Source organism: Agrobacterium sp. 22-226-1 (assembly GCF_053522345.1).
On the sequence record NZ_JBNWCP010000001.1, the window covers coordinates 551,605 to 572,371 of the forward strand.

The 20,767-nt window shown below is 61.1% G+C and carries 19 protein-coding genes; 15 read left to right on the forward strand and 4 right to left on the reverse strand.

Features of this window, described 5'->3' with window-relative positions:
• Nucleotides 1-38 precede the first annotated feature (38 nt).
• The 5 genes from ACQZ5K_RS02705 to ACQZ5K_RS02725 all read left to right on the forward strand — a co-directional run bounded on the left by ACQZ5K_RS02705 (nt 39) and on the right by ACQZ5K_RS02725 (nt 5,518).
• The gene (locus ACQZ5K_RS02705; protein WP_448739568.1) at nt 39-1,040 is read left to right on the forward strand and encodes an MBL fold metallo-hydrolase; all 1,002 of its coding nucleotides are present in this window, start codon (nt 39-41) and stop codon (nt 1,038-1,040) included.
• A gap of 285 nt (nt 1,041-1,325) precedes the next feature.
• Nucleotides 1,326-2,831, forward strand: a complete 1,506-nt coding sequence (guaB, locus tag ACQZ5K_RS02710; protein WP_004432717.1) for an IMP dehydrogenase — start codon at nt 1,326-1,328, stop codon at nt 2,829-2,831.
• Between the two features lie 112 nt (nt 2,832-2,943).
• Nucleotides 2,944-3,345 (forward strand): MAPEG family protein, encoded by a 402-nt coding sequence (locus ACQZ5K_RS02715; RefSeq protein ID WP_035263190.1) that lies wholly within the window; start codon nt 2,944-2,946, stop codon nt 3,343-3,345.
• 150 nt (nt 3,346-3,495) lie between these two features.
• Entirely contained in the window at nt 3,496-4,524 is a 1,029-nt protein-coding gene (gene adhP, locus ACQZ5K_RS02720) for an alcohol dehydrogenase AdhP (RefSeq protein ID WP_004440101.1), read from the forward strand.
• A 118-nt stretch (nt 4,525-4,642) separates the two neighbouring features.
• Nucleotides 4,643-5,518, forward strand: coding sequence for a dienelactone hydrolase family protein (locus tag ACQZ5K_RS02725; RefSeq protein ID WP_448739569.1), 876 nt, complete (start codon nt 4,643-4,645; stop codon nt 5,516-5,518).
• Nucleotides 5,519-5,752: 234 nt separating this feature from the next.
• Here ACQZ5K_RS02725 and moaB read toward each other — a convergent pair whose 3' ends face one another.
• From moaB to ACQZ5K_RS02745, 4 genes are all read right to left on the reverse strand, one after another.
• Complete coding sequence (moaB, locus tag ACQZ5K_RS02730) at nt 5,753-6,298, reverse strand: molybdenum cofactor biosynthesis protein B (RefSeq protein WP_059760674.1); 546 nt, start codon at nt 6,296-6,298, stop codon at nt 5,753-5,755.
• A gap of 101 nt (nt 6,299-6,399) precedes the next feature.
• On the reverse strand, nt 6,400-7,290 hold the full coding sequence (locus ACQZ5K_RS02735) for a 4-(cytidine 5'-diphospho)-2-C-methyl-D-erythritol kinase (protein ID WP_448739570.1): 891 nt from the start codon (nt 7,288-7,290) through the stop codon (nt 6,400-6,402).
• 6 nt (nt 7,291-7,296) lie between these two features.
• Nucleotides 7,297-9,144, reverse strand: coding sequence for a tetratricopeptide repeat protein (locus tag ACQZ5K_RS02740; RefSeq protein WP_137002924.1), 1,848 nt, complete (start codon nt 9,142-9,144; stop codon nt 7,297-7,299).
• 189 nt (nt 9,145-9,333) lie between these two features.
• Entirely contained in the window at nt 9,334-10,350 is a 1,017-nt protein-coding gene (locus ACQZ5K_RS02745; RefSeq protein ID WP_035261923.1) for a polyprenyl synthetase family protein, read from the reverse strand.
• A gap of 111 nt (nt 10,351-10,461) precedes the next feature.
• Here ACQZ5K_RS02745 and ACQZ5K_RS02750 point away from each other — a divergent pair, with 111 nt between their 5' ends.
• The 10 genes from ACQZ5K_RS02750 (at nt 10,462) to ACQZ5K_RS02795 (ending at nt 20,689) form a co-directional block, all read left to right on the forward strand.
• Nucleotides 10,462-10,692 carry a putative signal transducing protein gene (locus ACQZ5K_RS02750; protein ID WP_020813603.1) on the forward strand — a complete coding sequence of 77 codons (231 nt, stop codon included), beginning with the start codon at nt 10,462-10,464 and terminating at the stop codon, nt 10,690-10,692.
• A 6-nt stretch (nt 10,693-10,698) separates the two neighbouring features.
• A complete protein-coding gene (locus ACQZ5K_RS02755) occupies nt 10,699-11,499 on the forward strand; it encodes a tRNA1(Val) (adenine(37)-N6)-methyltransferase (protein ID WP_448739571.1) in 801 nt (266 codons plus the stop codon).
• Nucleotides 11,500-11,590: 91 nt separating this feature from the next.
• On the forward strand, nt 11,591-12,457 hold the full coding sequence (locus ACQZ5K_RS02760; protein ID WP_448739572.1) for a S49 family peptidase: 867 nt from the start codon (nt 11,591-11,593) through the stop codon (nt 12,455-12,457).
• Between the two features lie 20 nt (nt 12,458-12,477).
• A complete protein-coding gene (locus ACQZ5K_RS02765; RefSeq protein WP_020813606.1) occupies nt 12,478-12,672 on the forward strand; it encodes an NfeD family protein in 195 nt (64 codons plus the stop codon).
• Between the two features lie 130 nt (nt 12,673-12,802).
• Nucleotides 12,803-13,735, forward strand: coding sequence for a glycine--tRNA ligase subunit alpha (locus ACQZ5K_RS02770; protein ID WP_004432750.1), 933 nt, complete (start codon nt 12,803-12,805; stop codon nt 13,733-13,735).
• A gap of 78 nt (nt 13,736-13,813) precedes the next feature.
• Entirely contained in the window at nt 13,814-14,365 is a 552-nt protein-coding gene (locus ACQZ5K_RS02775) for a LemA family protein (protein WP_020813610.1), read from the forward strand.
• 87 nt (nt 14,366-14,452) lie between these two features.
• The gene (aroA, locus tag ACQZ5K_RS02780; RefSeq protein ID WP_448739573.1) at nt 14,453-15,730 is read left to right on the forward strand and encodes a 3-phosphoshikimate 1-carboxyvinyltransferase; all 1,278 of its coding nucleotides are present in this window, start codon (nt 14,453-14,455) and stop codon (nt 15,728-15,730) included.
• A gap of 21 nt (nt 15,731-15,751) precedes the next feature.
• Complete coding sequence (locus ACQZ5K_RS02785; protein WP_448739574.1) at nt 15,752-17,689, forward strand: DUF2207 domain-containing protein; 1,938 nt, start codon at nt 15,752-15,754, stop codon at nt 17,687-17,689.
• A gap of 125 nt (nt 17,690-17,814) precedes the next feature.
• Entirely contained in the window at nt 17,815-19,968 is a 2,154-nt protein-coding gene (gene glyS, locus ACQZ5K_RS02790; protein ID WP_448739575.1) for a glycine--tRNA ligase subunit beta, read from the forward strand.
• Nucleotides 19,969-20,188: 220 nt separating this feature from the next.
• Nucleotides 20,189-20,689: a DUF523 domain-containing protein gene (locus tag ACQZ5K_RS02795; RefSeq protein ID WP_448739576.1), complete on the forward strand. Its 501-nt coding sequence runs from the start codon at nt 20,189-20,191 to the stop codon at nt 20,687-20,689.
• Nucleotides 20,690-20,767: the final 78 nt, after the last annotated feature.

Consider the following 20,767-nt stretch of genomic DNA (forward strand, 5'->3'; position numbering starts at 1 on the left):
GGCGATCACGGCCAGTTGGCGATATCGGGAGAAAGATAATGACCCAATCCTTGAGCATGAGCAGACGCGGCCTCATCGGTGCGGCGGGCGCAAGCGTTCTCGGTGCGCCGCTGTTGATGGCGCGCACGGCAACGGCCCAGACCAACCAGCCGCAAACCTCCATGGAGATAGAACACGCGATGCCGCCTGAAACCAATCGCTTCAAGCTCGGTAATTTCGAAGTGCTGGTGGTGAAGGATGGCGCGCGCGCGGCCCCCAATCCCGGCGAGACCTTCGGCACCGACCAGCCGGCGGAGACGGTCGGAAAACTGCTGGAAGACAATTTTCTGCCGAAGGAGCAATTCGTCAATTCCTTCTCGCCGGTCCTCGTCAATACCGGCACCGATCTCGTGCTGTTCGATACCGGTTTCGGTGAGGCCGGGCGCGGTGCGGGCAATGGCCGGTTGATCGAGGGCATGGCGGCCGCCGGTTATACATCGGAAGATGTGACCGTGGTGGTGCTGACCCATATGCATGGCGACCACATTGGCGGCCTGATGGAAAAGGGCGCTCCGGCTTTTTCCAAGGCGCGCTACGTGTTCGGCCAGGCGGAATATGATTTCTGGACGGATGAGAAGCGCGTCGGCACGCCTGCCGAAGGCGGCCACAAGGGCGTTCTCACGAACGTCAAGCCGCTGGCGGAAAAGGCGACCTTCATTGGCGACGGCGCCAGTGTCGTATCCGGGATCACCGGCGTGGCGGCCTTCGGTCATTCGCCGGGCCATATGATCTTCCGTGTCGAATCGGAAGGCAAACAACTCATCCTGACGGCGGATACGGCCAACCATTTCGTCCTTTCCCTGCAGAAACCAGACTGGGAGGTGAAATTCGACATGGACAAGGCGGCAGCCGCCGCGACCCGCAAGAAGGTCTATGACATGATCGCCACCGACCGTTTGCCTTTCCTCGGGTATCACATGCCTTTCCCGGCGGTCGGTTACGCGGAAAAGCTGGATACCGGCTATCGTTTCGTGCCGAAATCCTATCAGTTCGACATCTGATGCATGACGCGCAAGAGTGTTAAGCGGGTTTTGCGATAACGACATGCATAAAAACAAGCAGTTAGAGCGCGTCGTGTGAAACAGGAATCCACACGACACTCTCCAGCGTCTGCTGCAATGCAGCAACAGAAAAAGCCCGGAAGCCGATTCCGGGTTTTTTCTATTCCCTTCCTGTCATGAACGTGTTACCAGCCCTCGCCAACTTCCAAGCAATCCTTGCAGGGCGCCGGGGTGAACTTTTCGTTCCGGAACGGCCACGCATTTTCAGTATGAAGGAATTTGGTCATGGCACGCATCATTCAAACACCCACTGGTTTGGACGCTCTCACATTTGACGATGTGTTGCTGCAACCCGGGCATTCCGAAGTCATGCCGGGACAGACGAATATCGCTACCCGCATTGCCCGCGATATCGATCTCAACCTGCCGATTCTCTCTTCCGCCATGGATACGGTTACCGAAGGCCGCCTCGCCATCGCCATGGCCCAGGCCGGCGGCATCGGCGTTATCCACCGCAACCTGACCCCCATCGAGCAGGCCGAAGAAGTACGGCAGGTGAAGAAGTTCGAAAGCGGCATGGTCGTCAACCCGGTCACCATCGGCCCGGATGCGACGCTTGCTGAAGCACAGGCGCTGATGAAGGCGCATGGCATTTCCGGTATTCCGGTCGTTGAAAACGGCGGTTCCGGCGGCCACAAGAACGGCCGTCTCGTTGGCATTCTCACCAACCGCGACGTGCGCTTCGCCTCCGATCCGCAGCAGAAGATTTACGAACTGATGACCCGCGAAAACCTGGTCACGGTCAAGGAAAGCAGCGTCGATCAGCAGGAAGCGCGCCGCCTGCTGCACAAGCACCGCATCGAAAAGCTGCTGGTGGTGGATGGAAAGGGCAATTGCGTCGGCCTCATCACCGTCAAGGATATCGAGAAGTCGCAGCTGAACCCCAACGCCACCAAGGATGCGCAGGGCCGTCTTCGCGCCGCCGCCGCCATCAGCGTCGGTGCTGACGCCATTGAGCGCGCCGAGCGCCTCATCGATGCCGGCGTCGACCTTCTGGTCGTCGATACCGCGCATGGCCATTCGCAGCGCGTGCTGGATGCCGTCTCGCAGGTCAAGAAGATGTCGAACTCGGTTCGCATCATCGCCGGCAATGTCGCCACCGCCGACGGCACCAAGGCGCTGATCGATGCTGGCGCCGATGGCGTCAAGGTCGGTATCGGCCCCGGCTCCATCTGCACCACCCGCATCGTCGCCGGTGTTGGCGTTCCGCAGCTCGCTGCCATCATGTCGTCGGTTGAAGTCGCCAATGCGGCTGATATCCCCGTTATCGCCGATGGCGGCATCAAGTTCTCGGGCGATCTGGCCAAGGCAATCGCCGCCGGCGCTTCCGCCGTCATGATCGGCTCGCTGCTGGCCGGCACGGATGAAAGCCCGGGCGAAGTGTTCCTCTACCAGGGACGCTCCTTCAAGGCCTATCGCGGCATGGGCTCCGTTGGCGCCATGGCGCGCGGTTCCGCCGACCGTTATTTCCAGGCCGAGGTGCGCGACACGCTGAAGCTCGTTCCGGAAGGCATCGAAGGTCAGGTTCCCTATAAGGGTCCGGTTTCCGGCGTCCTGCACCAGCTGGCCGGCGGCCTCAAGGCCGCCATGGGTTATGTCGGCGGCAGCAACATCAAGGAATTCCAGGAGCGTGCCACCTTCGTTCGCATCTCCAGCGCGGGCCTGCGCGAAAGCCACGCCCATGACGTGACGATCACCCGCGAAAGCCCGAACTACCCCGGCGCGGTTTGATCTTTCGAGGCGAATCCGTAAAAGGATACTGAGTATTTGGCGCTCCCCGATTCATGCCGGATCGGGGAGCGTTTTCATGATTGGAGAAGAAAGCATGTCACCCACGACCGCAATGTTCTGGCCGATGATCGCCCATGTCTTTCTGGTCTTCTGGCTTTACGGGCTTCTGATCGTCCGGCGCAACAAATACACCTTCAAGGATCGCGAATCGGCGATCAAGCTGCGCGACCGGGGCGAGGAGGCGCGCGAAAGCCATCTGGTGAACCGCAACATCGCCAATCAATTCGAATTGCCGGTGCTGTTTCACATCGCCTGCCTGCTGCTCTACATCACGGATGCGGACAATATCGTCACCGTCGTTCTGGCATGGCTGTTCGTGCTCTCGCGTTATGCCCATTCCTATGTCCACGTCACCAGCAACCGCCTGCGTCAGCGTGGCGCATTGTTCGGCATCGGCTTTGCGCTGGTCGTCTGCCTGTGGGCATGGCTCGCCATATGGTTGGCGCTGGAGTAAATCAGCACCGTGAGGTTGCCTCATAAGTGAGACAATCCCGCCTTGCAAAATGCTCCGATTTGCGATGGGTCAATTCCATGACGCCCCATCCCCGTTAATCTCTGCCTCGCCGTCGAGGATTTCAGGCGAGCAGAGATTAGGGAGTATGTCATGGCTAAGACAATGAAGGCAGCCGTCGTCCGCGCGTTTGGAAAACCGCTGACCATCGAGGAAGTGGCGATACCGGATCCCGGCCCCGGTGAAATTCTCATCAACTACAAGGCGACGGGCATTTGCCACACCGACCTGCACGCCGCAACCGGCGACTGGCCGGTCAAACCCAATCCGCCCTTCATCCCCGGCCACGAAGGCGTGGGTTACGTCGCCAAGATCGGCGCTGGCGTCACCGGCATCAAGGAAGGCGACCGCGCCGGCACGCCCTGGCTCTACACCGCCTGCGGATGCTGCATTCCGTGCCGCACGGGCTGGGAAACGCTGTGCCCGAGCCAGAAGAATTCCGGCTATTCCGTCAATGGCAGCTTTGCCGAATATGGCCTTGCCGATCCGAAATTCGTCGGCCGCCTGCCGGATAATCTCGATTTCGGCCCCGCCGCACCGGTGCTCTGCGCCGGCGTCACCGTCTATAAGGGCCTCAAGGAAACCGAGGTCAGGCCCGGTGAGTGGGTGGTCATTTCAGGCATTGGCGGGCTTGGTCACATGGCCGTGCAATATGCCAAGGCCATGGGCATGCATGTCGTTGCCGCCGATATTTTTGACGACAAGCTGGCGCTTGCGAAAAAACTCGGAGCCGATGTCGTCGTCAATGGTCGCGCGCCTGACGCGGTGGAGCAGGTGCAGAAGGCGACCGGCGGTGTCCATGGCGCGCTGGTGACGGCGGTGTCGCCCAAGGCCATGGAGCAGGCTTACGGTTTCCTGCGCTCCAAGGGTACAATGGCGCTTGTCGGCCTGCCGCCGGGCTTCATCTCCATTCCGGTGTTCGACACGGTGCTGAAGCGCATCACGGTGCGCGGCTCCATCGTCGGCACGCGGCAGGATCTGGAGGAAGCGCTGACCTTTGCCGGCGAAGGCAAGGTGGCGGCCCACTTCTCCTGGGACAAGCTCGAAAACATCAACGATATCTTCCACCGCATGGAAGAGGGCAAGATCGACGGCCGTATCGTCGTGGACCTCGCCGCCTGATGTGAAAACTGGCTGGCGGCGCTCACGCAAATGTGTGGCGCCGCTTGCCCCCGCCTCGTTCCCCGCGGGGCGATCTGCGCTATCCTTCCGCATCCGTGCGTTCAAGGAGGATAGAGCGATGGACAAGCCCAAGATCACGCAGGCCATGATCGACGCTTACGATGAATATACCCATCTCAGCCTCGATCGCCGCAAATTCATGGAAAAGCTCACCGTACTGGCCGGGTCTGGTGCAGCGGCGACGGCCATCGCCCCGCTTCTTTCGGCCAACAGCGCCCGTGCGGCAGTCATCGCGGCCGATGACGACAGGATCGTCGCCGAGGAGGTGACCTATCCCGCCCCCGGCGGTGAGATGAAGGGTTACCTCGTTACACCGAAAACCGTTTCCGGCCCCATCGGCTCGGTCATCGTCATCCACGAGAACCGTGGTCTGAACGACCATATTCGTGACGTGGCAAGGCGTGTGGCACTCGCCGGTTTCAGGGCGCTTGCGGTCGATTTCCTATCCCCGCAGGGCGGCACGCCCGCCGATGAGGAGAAGGCGCGGCAGATGTTCAGCGGTCTCGACATGGATGCGACCGTCGCCAATGCCGAAGCGGGCCGGGTATGGCTTGCGGCCCGGCAGGGGGCGAATGGCAAGGTCGGTGCTGTCGGTTTCTGCTGGGGCGGCGGGCTGGTCAACCGTTTTGCCACCAAATCGGCAGGTTTGAATGCCGGTGTCGCCTATTACGGCCAGCAGGCCCCGGCGACCGATGTACCCGCCATCAAGGCGCCGCTGCTTTTGCACTATGCGGGTCTCGACGAGCGCATCAATGCCGGCATCGACGCCTATAAGAAGGCGCTGGAGGAAAACGGCAAGACCTTCGAAATCTTCGTCTATGACGGCGTCAACCACGCTTTCAATAATGACACGTCCTCGGCGCGCTACGACAAGGCGGCTGCCGATCTCGCCTGGGGCAGAACGACGGAGTTCTTCAAGAAGTATCTGGCGTGATGGGGGTTTTGGGTGTGCATTGTCTGCGAGCCGGAGGTGCGTGGGGCTTCACCCCCCTCTGCCCTGCCGGGCATCTCCCCCTCAAGGGGGAGATCGATCTGCGGCGATGTCTCGTCCATCTTGAAGCTTGAGAATGAAGCGACAAGAGGGCCTCTTGCCGATCTCCCCCCTTGAGGGGGAGATGCCCGGCAGGGCAGAGGGGGGTGAAGCCCCACGCACCTCCGGTTCGCTGATCTAAACGCCCCCAGCCCCGCGCTTCAAATGCTCGTCGAGCCTCGGCATGATCTCCACGAAATTGCAGGGCAGGTGGCGATAATCGAGCTGGGCTTTCAGAATGCCGTCCCACGCATCCTTGCACGCACCCGGCGAGCCGGGCAGCACGAAGATGAAGGTTGCATTCGCCACGCCGCCGGTCGCGCGTGACTGGATGGTGGCGGTGCCGATCTTGTCATAGGAGATGCGGTGGAAGAGGGCGGAAAACCCATCCATGCGCTTTTCGAACAGCGGCTCCAGCGCTTCGGGCGTCACATCGCGGCCGGTAAAGCCGGTGCCGCCGGTGGTGATCACCACATCCACGCCTTCAGAGAGCGTCCAGTCGCGCACCGTGCCGGCAATCGCTGCCTTGTCATCAGGCACGATGGCGCGGGCCGCGAGCCTGTGGCCCGCTTCCTCCAGCCTTGCGACGAGCGTATCGCCGGATTTGTCGTTCTCCAGCGTGCGGCTGTCCGAAACGGTCAAAACCGCAATGCCAAGGGGAATGAAGGGTCTTTCGCCTGCCATGGCCTTATCCTCGAATGCCGGGAGCATCGGACCGAAAAGTGTATTGCGGTTTTCGGAAAATCCGATGCTCAAACAAAACTGGGAGCGGCGGGCCCGCCGCCCTAATCCTCAATGGTCCGCGTCGCCTGAAAATACCAGCCGGGGCGCCTCTTCCGAAGCGATGTTTCCGCTTTCCTGGCCGCTTCAAGGGAATGAAAAATCCCGAAACAGGTTGCCCCTGAACCGGACATGCGCACAAGCGCAGCCCCCTCCTGCGACAGCAACCCAATGATTTCCCCGATCTCTGGCAGAAGCGCCTGAGCCGGCGGTTGCAGATCGTTACGGCTTTGAGCGAGAAAATCCATCCAGCCGATTGTCGCAGAGGCGGGCAGGGGCGGATTGGTCTTGTTCTGCAATCGCCGAAAAATCTCCGGCGTCGAGACCGCCTTCAGCGGATTGGCCAGAACCATCGCCAGTTCCGGCAGGTCGGTGACCGGTTCGATGTCCTCGCCGATGCCGCGCGCGATCAGGGATCGGCTCTCAAGGCACATCGGCACATCCGCCCCGAGCGTCAGCGCCATGGATGCAAGCGTATCCGGTGCGATCCCGGCACGCCAGTGCCGCAAAAGCCCCCGCAGCGTCGCCGCCGCATCCGCCGAGCCGCCGCCGATACCGGAAGCCACCGGCAGGTTCTTTTCAAGATGAATGGCGACCGGGGGTGCCGGTTGACCCGTCGATGCAAGCGCATCGCGCAACAGGTCTCTGGCGCGGGTGACGAGGTTATCGCCGCCATCGCCCGCGCGCAAAAGATCGCCGAAAGGGCCTGAGATGGAGAAACTGTCGGCATCGGCGTCGCGAATACGGATCGTGTCGCCGGCTTCGCTAAAGGTCACCAGCGTTTCGAGCAGGTGATACCCATCCGCTCGCTGGCCGGTCACATGCAGCGCCAGATTGATCTTGGCCGGGGCCGCCTCGATGGTCTCGGTGGCCCCGGAAACGTCATGCCCGCGCATGCGGCGTCAGGATTTCTTGTCCGGAGTGGCAGCCGGTGCCGGTGCCGGAGGAGCCGGTGGCACCGGCGCGACGTCCTTCTTGGCGGTATTTTCGGCATCCTTTTCCACCGGCGGCAGGCCGTTGGCGATCTTTTCCTTCACCTTGGCCTTGTCCACGTCGTCGCTATCGCCGATCAATGCGCGGTTCCACTGATAGACCGCCTCGATCTTGCGGCCGACCCGCCAATAGGCGTCGCCCAGATGGTCGTTGATGGTCGGATCGCCGGCTTTCAGTTCGATCGCCCGCTCCAGCTCGGTCACGGCTTCATCGAAAGCGCCGAGGCGATAATGCGCCCAGCCGAGCGAATCGACGATGTAGCCGTCATTCGGCCGAAGCTCGACGGCGCGGCTGATCATCTTCATGCCTTCATCGAGATTGATGCCCTTGTCCACCCAGGAATAACCCAGATAGTTCAGAACCTGCGGCTGTTCCGGGTTCAGCTCCAGCGCCCGCTTGAAATTCGGTTCGGCCTTGTCCCATTCCTTCAGCCGCTCATAGGCGATGCCGCGCTGGAAGAAGACGGACCAGTCGGATTTCTGTGGCACGGAGCCGATGACCTCAATGGCTTTGTCGTAGTTCTCGGCCATCGCCTTGTAGTCCTTGGCGTCCGAAAGCACGCTACCATAGGCGAGATAGGAACGAATGTCCTTCGGATCGGATTCGAGGAGGGATTTGAGGTGCTTGCGCGCCTCATCCACCTTGCCGGTCTGTGCGAGCGTCAGCCCGAGCTGCAGCTCGGAGATGCGATACATCGGCGAATCCTTCGGCACCTCGCGGTAGAAGGCAATGGCGCGGTCAGGCTGTTTCAGCGCTTCGGAGAGACCGCCGAGAAGGATGAGCGTATCCGGGCTCTTCGGATCGAGCGCGCGCGACGTCTGCAGATAAAGCGTCACGATCTCTTCGGCGCCTTCGCGGTTCAGCGCGCCGGCGATGGAGAACATGACGCTGGCGGCGCCTTCCACCGCGTTGGTGATCTGCTGTTCCGGCTTTTCACCATTTTCGATGGACTGGCGAAGCGCTTTCAGCGGCGCGTAATTCGGTGCGAAAGTGTCTCCGACCGCAATCGCATCCAGCGCCTTCTGCTTGTTGCCGGCGGAAGCCTCCAGCCGGGCAAGCGCCATCACAGCGCGCATATAGGTATCGGAGGCGGTTGCCCCGCCTTCGCGGTCCGTCACCGCTTCGTTCAGGCTCTTGCGGGCGGCCTCGTTATTGCCGGAAACAAGGGCGATGGCCGCCGCATTGTATTTCTGGAAGATCGAAATCCAGCCCGGGCCTTTCATATTGTTGACCAGCGCCAGCGCTTCCTTCGGCTTGCCGGAACCGGCGCGCGCCCAAGCGGTCAAAAGCGTGTTGACCATGCGGTCGAGATCGTTCGGACCGGTATATTTCAGGATCTTCTCGGCCTTGGCGAATTCCTTGTCCTTGATGGCGTCGAGACCGCGCACGATGGTCGTCACGCGCTCCACCGAGGTATCGTCCTTCATCGAATCGGCGATTTTTGCGCCGGCCTCGAAATTGCCGCTCAGAAGTTCGGCGATCATCAGCCGCTGGCGGATTTCCGTATTGGCCGGGTCGAATTCCAGCGCCTTTTTGTAAAGCGAAATCGCGGTGGGATAATCCTGATCGACATCGGCATTGCGCCCGGCGAGGAAGGCGCCGGAGAAGGTATTCACCTTGCCGGGATCGAACGTGACGGCCTTGTCTTCCGGTGTCGCCTTCGTCTCCGCAAAGCCGGGGCTTGCACCCGCGCCGATTGCGAGAGCAGCGGCAAGAGCCGCGCTGCAGAGAAGACGGAGTGCTGGTTTACGCCGCATGAGGGAACCTTTGCCTTTGTGCAGAAGCACGGAAAAATCAGTTTCCATTGTTGGTCACGATAGAATGGCTTTTTTGAAGCAACGCCGCAAGAAATTATGGCCCCGGCCACAATCACGCCTTGCGGAGAAGCTGGCCCGGAACAGTGGGCGGATGGTCTTTTCCATCCGCCTTTCGCCCGGCCTGCGGCGTCAGTTCAGACGCTCGATGCAGAAGTCGATCACTTCCAGAAGCGCATCTTTCCAGGGGCTCTGCGGCAGCGGTGCGAGCGCATCGCGGGCGATGGTGCCGTAGTGCGTGGCGCGGCCGATCGTATCGCCAAGACCGTTGTATTTGGTGATCAGGCCCAGCGCCTTTTCAAGGTTCTCGTCGCTGCTTTCACCCTTTTCGATGGCATTGCGCCAGAAGGCGCGCTCATCCTGCGTGCCGCGACGATAGGAGAGGATGACTGGCAGGGTGATCTTGCCTTCGCGGAAATCGTCGCCGGTATTCTTGCCGAGATCGGCGGACTTGCCGCCGTAGTCCAGCACATCGTCGACCAGCTGGAAGGCGAGGCCGAGATTCATGCCGTAGGATTTCAGCGCGCTGCGGGTCGCCTTGTCGGTCTTGGCGACGATGGGGCCGACTTCCGCCGCCGCCGCGAAAAGGGCGGCGGTCTTGGCGCGAATCACCTGCAGATAATCGTCTTCCGTCGTTTCCATGTTCTTGGCGACCGAAAGCTGCAACACCTCGCCCTCGGCGATCACCGAAGCGGCGGTGGACAGCACGTCGAGCGCATCGAGCGAGCCGACATCCACCATCATGCGGAACGCCTGGCCGAGAAGGAAGTCGCCGACGAGAACGCTCGCCTGGTTGCCCCAGATGGTGCGGGCGGTGGATTTGCCGCGGCGCAGATCGCTTTCATCCACCACATCGTCATGCAGAAGCGTCGCCGTATGCATGAATTCGACGCTGGTGGCGAGCTTGATGTGGTTGTCGCCCTCGTAACCAAACATCGAGGCCGAGGCGAGCGTCAGCATCGGCCGCAGGCGCTTGCCGCCGGAAGAGATGAGGTGGTTGGCCACCTCGGGTATCATCTGGACATCGGAACCGGCCTTGGAAAGGATAAGCTGGTTCACCCGTTCCATGTCGGGGCGGGTCAGGTCGACAAGCGGCTTGACGGATGCGAGTTTGTTTTTGCTTTCTTCAAGCGGTATGACGACGCCCAAGGGACAGGACTCCAGTTCGAATTTGAATTCGACAATAAAAACTGACGCCTTGCGCGGCAAGGGGCGAATTGCCGCTAGCCATTCAAAAAGATGGGAATTTAAGGTCTATCCATGCGTGAACTGATCCGTACCAACGATGCCGTGCTGCTCTCCTTCGCCGAAAGCCTGATGAGGGATGCCGGCATCCATTGCCTCATCGCCGATCAGGCAATGAGCATTCTGGAAGGATCGCTCGGTCTTTTGCCGCGAAGGTTTCTGGTGGAGGAAGATCGGGCCGATCAGGCCCGCCGCATTCTCATCGATGCCGGGCTCGGCGACGAGTTGCGCAACGAAGAGGCTTGAACGGCGGTGGGCGACGGCATTTCCGAAACGATCGACGCCTTTCACCGGGGCCGGTTTCACATCCTCCAGCCGAAGGGCAGGGGACACCGGGCCGGCATGGACGCCATGCTTCTGGCGTCATTGGTGGCAGATGAGCGCGCCTGCCGGATCGCCGATCTCGGCGCGGGTGCGGGGGCGGCCGGCATGGCGGTTGCGGCGCGGCTCGAAAAGGCCGAGGTGACGCTGTACGAACGCTCGCCGGAAATGGCGAAATTTGCCCGTCGCAGCCTCGAACTGCCTGAGAATGCTGCTTTTTCTGCCCGCGTCAGCGTGCGCGAAGCCGATGTGACCCTGCGGGCGAAAGCACGCGCCGAAGCGGGTTTGCCCGACGATCATTTCCATCACGTCATCATGAACCCGCCCTATAACGATGCGGGCGACCGCCGCACGCCGGATGCTCTGAAGGCCGAAGCGCATGCCATGACGGATGGCCTGTTCGAAGTCTGGATCAGGACCGCGGGCGCGATCATGGTGCCGGGCGGGCAGCTTTCCCTGATTTCAAGGCCGCAATCGGTGGCGGAAATCATCGCCGCCTGCGGCAGTCGTTTCGGCGGCCTCGAAATCACCCTCATTCATCCGCGCCCTGGCGAGGACGCGGTGCGCATGCTCCTCACCGCCATCAAGGGTTCACGGGCGCGGCTGTCCTTCCGCGCGCCGCTCATCATGCATGAGACCGGCAGCCATGCCTTCACCCCCTTCGTGGATGACCTGAACAATGGCCGCGCCGCCTATTCGCGTAATGTAAGGGCAATCCGGCCCGCGTCATAAATATCGCTGTTCCGCCGGCCGCAAACCATTGTGTTTTCCGGGGCGATACATACATCCCTGACGAACGGATAAATGCTGCGAGGATTGAGTAGTGGGTTTTCTGAAGTATCTGGTGCCGAAACGCTTTCGTAAAAAAGAGCTCGTCATCCCGGTGGTGCGCATGCATGGCGCGATCATGGCCGGCGGCAACCAGTTCCGCCCCGCCCTCAATCTCGCCTCCTATGCGCCGCTGCTGGAAAAGGCCTTCGCCGTCAAGGATGCCCCGGCCGTCGCCATTTCGCTCAACTCGCCCGGCGGTTCGCCGGTGCAGGCGCGGATGATCTATAACCGCATCCGCCAGCTCGCCGAAGAAAAGGAAAAGAAAGTCCTGATTTTCGTGGAGGATGTTGCAGCCTCCGGCGGCTACATGATCGCGCTTGCCGGCGACGAGATCATCGCCGATCCCACCTCCATCGTCGGTTCGATCGGCGTCGTTTCCGGCGGTTTCGGTTTTCCGGAAATGCTGCGGAAGATCGGCGTTGAGCGCCGCGTCTATACGGCCGGCGAAAACAAGGTCATCCTCGATCCCTTCCAGCCGGAAAAGGAAGGCGACATCGATTACCTGAAGTCGCTTCAGGTCGAAATCCACAATGTTTTCATTGATATGGTGAAGATGCGCCGCGGCTCGAAACTGAAGGGCGACGAGACGATCTTCTCCGGCCTGTTCTGGACCGGCATGCGCGGCCTCGACCTCGGCCTGATCGACGGGCTGGGCGACATGCGCGAGGTTCTGCGTCGCCGTTACGGTGAGAAGGTCAAGCTCCAGCTCGTCAGCGGCGGGCGCACTCTGTTCGGCAAAAAGTTGCCGGGCGTCAATGCTGCTCTGGACGTGAATGCCGAAAGGCTGGCCGCCGGTGCGGTATCGGGGCTTGCGGAGGTCGCCGAAGAAAAGGCATTGTGGTCGCGTTTCGGTCTATGATGTCTCGGGAATAAAGCCTTATGGCGCAGCTCATTACAATTCTTCTTCTGGTGGTGGGATCCGTCATCCTTTACCGCCGCTTCGTCCGCGATGCCGAAAAGCTCTCGGCGAAATCGAAACAGCGCGAGAAGGAACGTGAGACCGGCGCCATCGGCACGCTGATCAAGGACCCGGAAACGGGCGAATACCGCGTGAAGCGCGAGGATGAGACCTAAGGCGGCGTCTCAACGCATAAAACCTTGACCCTCAGGCCATGCCGTGGCACGTGTCCGCATCCGAAGTAAGTCAATGCTTACTTATCCTCCTAACGCCGCGATGACTGAAATGACTGATGTTCCCGACCATATGAACCCGAAGCGTTCCTTTCAGGCGCTGATCCTGACGCTGCACAATTACTGGGCCGACAAGGGCTGCGCGGTGCTGCAGCCTTATGATATGGAAGTGGGCGCGGGCACGTTTCATCCGGCGACGACGCTGCGTGCGCTGGGGCCGAAGCCGTGGAAGGCCGCCTATGTGCAGCCGTCACGCCGCCCGTCCGACGGCCGTTATGGCGAAAACCCCAACCGCCTGCAGCATTATTACCAGTATCAGGTCATCCTGAAGCCCAACCCTTCCAACCTGCAGGAACTCTATCTCGGTTCGTTGAAGGCGATCGGCCTCGATCCGCTACTGCACGATGTGCGCTTCGTCGAAGACGACTGGGAAAGCCCGACGCTCGGCGCCTGGGGTCTTGGTTGGGAATGCTGGTGCGACGGCATGGAAGTCTCGCAGTTCACCTATTTCCAGCAGGTTTGCGGCATCGAGTGCTCGCCGGTTGCGGGTGAGCTGACCTATGGTCTGGAGCGTCTCGCCATGTATGTTCAGGGCGTCGACAATGTCTATGACCTGAACTTCAACGGCCGTGAAGGCGAAGAGAAGATTTCCTATGGCGACGTCTTCCTGCAGGCCGAGCAGGAATATTCCCGCCATAACTTCGAATTTGCCGATACCGCCATGCTGCATCGCCATTTCATCGACGCCGAAAAGGAATGCCAGGCGCTTCTCGCTGCCGGTGCGCCCGGTGATGACGACAATCAGCGCCTGCACAAATGCGTGTTCCCGGCCTATGACCAGTGCATCAAGGCCAGCCACGTCTTCAACCTTCTGGATGCACGCGGCGTAATTTCGGTCACGGAACGCCAGAGCTATATCCTGCGCGTGCGCACGCTGGCGAAAGCCTGCGGTGAGGCTTTCCTGCTGACGGATGCGGGCGGGCTGAACTGGAACAGGGCCGCCTGAACGTTTATGTAAGGCGGGGCAACAGTCTAACGTGCGGAGGCCACTACGGTGTCCGCGCCTCTTGAGGAGGGGTCGGGAATGTTCATCACGCTGGCAATCATCGCGGCGATCGCGCTTTATGTCGTTTTCATCTATAACGGCCTCGTCAAGGCGCGGCAGATGAAGGAAGAAGCGTGGTCGGGCATTGACGTGCAGCTGAAGCGCCGCGCCGATCTCATTCCCAACCTCATCGAGACCGTGAAGGGTTACGCGGCGCATGAAAAGAGCACCTTCGAGGAGGTGATCGCCATGCGCAACCGGGCGCAGGCCGTGCCGGCGGGCGATGTCGAAGGCCGCGCCCAGGCGGAAGGCCTGCTATCGCAGGCGCTCGGCAAGCTCTTTGCGCTTGCCGAAGCCTATCCCGATCTCAAGGCCAATACGAATTTTCTGGAATTGCAGCGTTCGCTGGAAACCATCGAAAGCGAAATCCAGATGTCGCGCCGTTATTACAATGGCGCCGCCCGCGATCTCAACGTCAAGGTGGAAAGCTTTCCGTCCAATCTGGTCGCAGGCCAGTTCGGCTTTGCCAAGGCGCCCTATTTCGAGATCGAGAACCCGGCCGACCGCGCCGTGCCGACCGTGAAATTCTAAGCGCACTGTTCCCCCGGCGGCTTAAGACCTCCCGTTCAAATTCCGATAATCCGGCTCTTCGCCGCATTCTTTGACAAGACGATAATCATGATCGAACTGACCATCACCCCGCCCGACCACCCGCTTTCCGGCAAGGTCGAGCCGCCCGGCTCCAAGTCCATCACCAACCGTGCGCTTCTCCTGGCTGGTCTTGCCAGGGGAAAAAGCCGGTTGACCGGCGCACTGAAAAGCGACGACACGCTTTATATGGCCGAAGCCCTGCGCGAGATGGGCGTCAAGGTCACCGAGCCTGATGCCACCACCTTCGTGGTGGAAGGCACGGGTGTACTTCAGCAGCCGGAAAAGCCGCTTTTCCTCGGCAATGCCGGCACTGCCACACGCTTCCTCACCGCTGCTGCCGCACTTGTGGACGGCGCCGTCATCATCGATGGCGACGAGCACATGCGCAAACGCCCGATCATGCCGCTGGTGGAGGCCCTGCGCTCCCTCGGTGTCGAGGCGGAAGCGCCGACCGGTTGCCCGCCCGTCACCGTCTGCGGCAAGGGCACAGGGTTCCCGAAGGGCAGCGTCACCATCGACGCCAACCTCTCCAGCCAATATGTGTCGGCACTTCTGATGGCCGCAGCCTGCGGCGATAAGCCTGTCGATATCATCCTCAAGGGCGAGGAAATCGGCGCCAAGGGCTATATCGATCTCACCACCTCGGCCATGGAAGCTTTTGGCGCGAAGGTGGAGCGGGTCAGCAACGCCATCTGGCGCGTGCATCCGACGGGTTACACGGCGACCGATTTCCACATCGAGCCGGATGCCTCCGCCGCCACCTATCTCTGGGGCGCGGAACTGCTGACCGGCGGCGCGATCGATATCGGCACGCCGGCCGATAAATTCACCCAGCCGGATGCCAAGGCCTATGAGGTCATGGCGAAGTTTCCGCATTTGCCCGCCGAAATCGACGGTTCGCAGATGCAGGACGCCATTCCGACCATCGCGGTTCTGGCTGCCTTCAATGAGACGCCGGTGCGTTTCGTCGGCATCGCCAATCTGCGCGTCAAGGAATGCGACCGTATCCGCGCCGTCTCGCTCGGCCTTAACGAAATCCGTAACGGTCTGGCGCATGAGGAGGGCGACGACTTGATCGTGCATGCCGATCCGGCTCTTTCGGGCCAGACGGTCAAGGCCTCCATCGACACTTTTGCCGACCACCGCATCGCCATGAGCTTTGCGCTGGCGGCGCTGAAGATCGGCGGCATTGCCATCCAGAATCCGGCCTGCGTCGGCAAGACCTATCCCGGTTACTGGAAGGCGCTCGCCTCGCTGGGCGTCGACTATACCGAAAAGGAAAGCGCTGCCGAGCCGCAGCACTGAGCCATTGAGGAGGCACCGCCCGTGAAGACCATCGTCGCAAGACTTCTCGCGCTGTTCGTCTTCCTGGGTGCGGCCTTCCCGGCCTTCGCGGAGGAATTCATCCGCTCCTACCATTCCGTCGTCGAGGTGGCGGTGGATGGCAAGCTGACGGTGACGGAAACCATCACCGCCCGCGCGGAAGGGCAGAACATCAAGCGCGGCATCTTCCGTGATTTCCCGCTTTATGCGCTGGATGCGAATAATCGCCGCACCAAGGTGGATTTCAACGTCGTTTCGGTGGAGCGCGATGGCGCGCCGGAAAACTGGCGCACCGAGAATATCGATGGCGGCATCCGCATCTATACCGGCAGCGCCGACCGTTTTCTGCCGACCGGCGAGCATATCTTCCAGATCACCTATACCACCGCCCGGCAGATCCGCTATTTCAGCGATTATGACGAGCTGACCTGGAATGTCACCGGCAATGGCTGGCAATTCCCCATGGGTGAGATTTCCGCCACCATCACGCTGCCGCAGGGCGTCAGGGCCACCGATACAGCGGTCTTCACCGGTCCGCTTGGTGCGAAGGGCAAGGATGCGCGCATTCTGAACGAAGGCAACGAGGTATTCTTCGCCTCCACCCGCCCGTTTACGGTTGGCGAGGGCATGACGGTCGCCGTCAAGCTGCCCAAGGGCGCGATTGCCGCACCCGACACCTCACAGGAGGCGGGCTGGTGGCTGCGGGATAATCTCGCCATCCTGCTTTCGGGCGGCGGGCTTTTCGCCGTGCTGCTTTATTATCTGCGGGCGTGGTTCGCGGTGGGCCGCGATCCGGCGAAGGGCGTGGTCGTGCCGCGCTGGGATGCGCCGGAGGGGCTCTCGCCGGCTCTGGTCAACTATGTCGATAATCGCGGTTTTTCCGGTGCCGGCTGGACGGCGCTCTCTGCCTCGGCCCTTGATCTTGCGGTGAAGGGTTATGTCGTTCTGGAAGACCTGAAGAACGCAATCGTCATTCGCCGTACGGAAAAGGCAACCGCCACCGATCTGCCGACCGGCCAGAAGACGCTGCTTGCCTCCATCGGCAGTCCGGGCGAGACTTTGACCATCGACAAGGCCCATGGTGCGGAAGTCGAAAAGGTCGGAAAACAGTTCCGCGCGGCGATAGAGAAAGAGCATCGCGGCAAATATTACCGCAGCAATGCCGGTTACACCGTCTTCGGCATCTTCCTCAGCATCGCCCTCATCGTCGCGACGTTGATCTTCGGCGATCTGGATGAAAGCGCCATTGCCGCCGTGCTGGTCTTCGGCTTTTTCGCCTTCTTCTTCAGCATCCTGTCGATCGGCATCGGCCGGCAGTTTTCGCGCGGCGCACCGCTGCGCAAGCGGATCGGCGGCATCGTCATGCTGGCCTTTGCCGGTTTCGTAGCCTTTTCCGCCATTGGCGGCATTGCCACACAAATCCTGCTGGATGTGACGCATGACACCAAGTCGCTGGCGCTGGCCGCCATCGGTGGCATCGTGCTCACCAATGCGCTTTTCCTGTTCCTGATGGGCGCGCCCACACCGCTCGGCCGCAAGCTGATGGATGGCATTGAAGGCCTCCGAACCTATCTGACGCTGGCGGAAAAAGACCGGATGAACATGGCTGGTGCGCCCGCCATGTCGCCGCAGCATTTCGAGACATTGCTGCCCTATGCCGTGGCGCTCGGCGTCGAAAAACCGTGGAGCCGCACCTTCGAGGCCTGGCTTGCAACGGCCGCTGCCGGTGCCGCTGCTGCAAGTTATGCGCCCGGCTGGTATGCGGGCAGCAATTACGGCAGTTTTGGCGACAGGATCGGCGGCTTTTCCACCTCCATGGCCAATACCATCGCCTCCACCATTCCCCAGCCTGTCAGCTCCTCCGGCTCCAGCTTTTCGGGCGGTGGCGGTGGCGGTTTTTCCGGCTCCGGCGGCGGGGGCGGTGGTGGTGGCGGCTGGTAATACGCGCCGGCGGTAATTTAACCGAATGCCTTGGTGACTTTTGCCGCGTTGCTTGCTAAGCCGACCTGTCGTTTTTCACGGCATACATCGTCCGACAAAAGATACAAAGATAAAGTCCTGATCCCATGCCCGATCTTCTGCTTGAACTTCGCTCCGAAGAAATCCCCGCCCGCATGCAGCGCAAGGCGGCGGGCGATCTGAAGAAACTCGTCACCGATGCCTTGGTGGAGAGAGGGCTGACCTATGAGGGTGCGCGCGAATATTGGACGCCGCGCCGCCTGACGCTGGATATTCGCGGCCTCAACGCCCGCTCCGCCGATGTGCGTGAAGAAAAGAAGGGCCCGCGCACCGACGCCAATGAAAAGGCCATCGAGGGCTTTCTGCGCGGCGCCGGCCTCAACGATATCTCGGAAGCGCAGGTCGTTTCCGACCCGAAGAAGGGCGATTTCTACGTCGCCATCATTAACAAGCCCGGCCGCCCGGCGGAAGAGATCATCGCCGAAGTGATGCCCGGCATCATCCGCTCCTTCCCCTGGCCGAAATCCATGCGCTCCGGCCCGGCCTCCATGCCGAAGGGTTCCAGCTATGCCGGCATCGAAGGGAAGGGCTCGGAAAGCCTGCGCTGGGTGCGGCCGCTGCAATCCATCGTCTGCCTGTTCGGCCCCGAACATGACGAAACCCAGGTCATTCCTTTCGTGATTGACGGCATCGTCGCCGGCAACGTCACCTATGGCCATCGTTTCCATGCATCCGGCCCGATCACCGTGCGCCGTTTCGAGGATTATGTCTCGAGCCTCGAAAAGGCGAAGGTCATTCTCGATGCCGAACGCCGCAAGGATATCATCCTGCACGACGCCAAGGATCTCGCTTTCGCCAACGGTCTGGAACTGGTGGAAGATGAAGGCCTGCTGGAAGAAGTCTCTGGCCTCGTCGAATGGCCGCAGGTTCTGATGGGCGCGTTCGAGGAAGATTACCTGCAGATCCCTGCAGAAATCATTCGCCTCACCATCAAGACCAATCAGAAGTGTTTCGTCACCCGCAATCAGGGTGCGGAAGAGGGTCTATCCAATCGCTTCATCCTGATCTCGAACATCGAGGCAAGCGATGGCGGCAAGGAAATCATCCATGGCAATGGCAAGGTGGTTCGCGCCCGCCTGTCGGATGCCCGCCATTTCTGGAACCGTGATCAGGGCGATCTGCCCGATCTCGAAACGCTGAACGATTCGGCTGCGAAATTCGGCCTCGATCTCAAGAAGCCGCTCGACCAGCGCATGGCCAAGCTCGATGCGCTAAACGTCACCTTCCATGCAAAGCTCGGGACGCAGGGTGAGCGCGTGGCGCGTATTCGCGAACTGGCGAAGGCGCTGGCCCCGGTTGTTGGTGCCGATGCCGATCTGGTGGACCGCGCTGTTGTTCTGGCGAAAGCCGACCTGCGCACCGAAGCCGTCGGTGAATTCCCAGAGCTTCAGGGTCTGATGGGCCGCAAATATGCGACGCTGCAGGGCGAAAACGAAAGCGTGGCTGCCGCCATCGAAGACCACTACAAGCCGCAGGGTCCTTCCGACCGCCTGCCGGCCGACAAGGTGGCGATCACGGTCGCTCTGGCCGACAAGCTCGATACACTCGTTGGTTTCTGGGCCATCGACGAGAAGCCGACCGGCTCCAAGGATCCCTTCGCGTTGCGTCGTGCGGCGCTGGGCGTGGTGCGCATTCTGCTTGAGAAAAACGTGCGGCTTCCGCTGCTCAGCGTTGCGAAGGACCCGGACCTTCTCTCCTTCTTCCATGATCGCCTGAAGGTCTATCTGCGCGACCTCGGCGCGCGTTACGATCTGATCGACGCCGTTTTGACGCCGGAATCCGACGATCTGCTGATGATCGCCCGCCGTGTTGAGGCGCTCACCGCCTTCATCACCGGCGAGGATGGCCGCAACCTTCTGGCAGGCGCCAAGCGCGCCACCCAGCTTCTGGCGGCAGAGGAAAAGAAGGGCACCGTGGTGGCCGATGGCGTCTCGGAAGAGCTGTTGAAGCTCGATGCCGAAAAGGCGCTTTATGCGGCGATCAGGACGGCTTCTGCCGACGCTGCGAAGGCTGTTGCGGGCGAGGATTTCCGCTCCGCCATGCAGGCGCTCTCCACACTTCGCGCACCCGTCGACAAGTTCTTTGAGGATGTGCTCGTTAATGACGAGGATGCAGCCATCCGTGCAAACCGTCTGGCGCTGCTGAAGGCTATTCGCGAGGCGACCGGAACGGTTGCGGATTTCTCGAAGATCACGGGGTGAGGGGTTTTGGGGTAGACGTACATGTCAGTGTGTGCGGTTCACCCCCCTCTGTCCTGCCGGACATCTCCCCCTCAAGGGGGGAGATCGACCCGTGGCAACCTCTCGGCCACATTGAACGTTTCGGGAAGAGTGGGGAGTTTTCCTCTTGCCGATCTCCCCCCTTGAGGGGGAGATGCCCGGCAGGGCAGAGGGGGGTAATCTGCGCCCGCGACCTTGCAGGATGACCCCATTGACCCGCACCCCCAAAATCCTCATCAGCGCCTGCCTCCTCGGCCAACCTGTCCGTTACGACGGCAGAGGCAAACCCTTCGCCCACCCGGCGATAGACCGCTGGCGGCAGGAGGGCAGGCTGGTGACTATCTGTCCGGAGATGGCGGGCGGCATGCCCGTGCCGCGCCCGCCGGCGGAAATCGAAAATGGTGCCTCCGGTCTCGATGTGCTGGAAGGCCGCGCCCGCGTGCAGGAGGTGACCGGCGGCGATGTCTCGGCGCAATTTATCGCCGGCGCGGAAAGGGCGCTGGCCTTCGCCAGGGCCAATGGCTGCACATATGCGCTTCTGATTGACGGCAGCCCGTCCTGTGGGTCGGTTGCGATCTATGACGGTTCGTTTTCTGGCGTCAAACACGCGGGCAACGGGGTTACGACGGCGCTGCTCGAAAAAGCCGGCATTGCCGTATTTTCACTTGCCGATATCGACCGGCTGGATGCGCTGACCCGTTAGAGTGTTTTGGAGCATTTCCGGACGGAAAACCGGGTTCCACTTTTCCTGTAAATGCTTGAAAAGAAAAGCGCCGGAGTT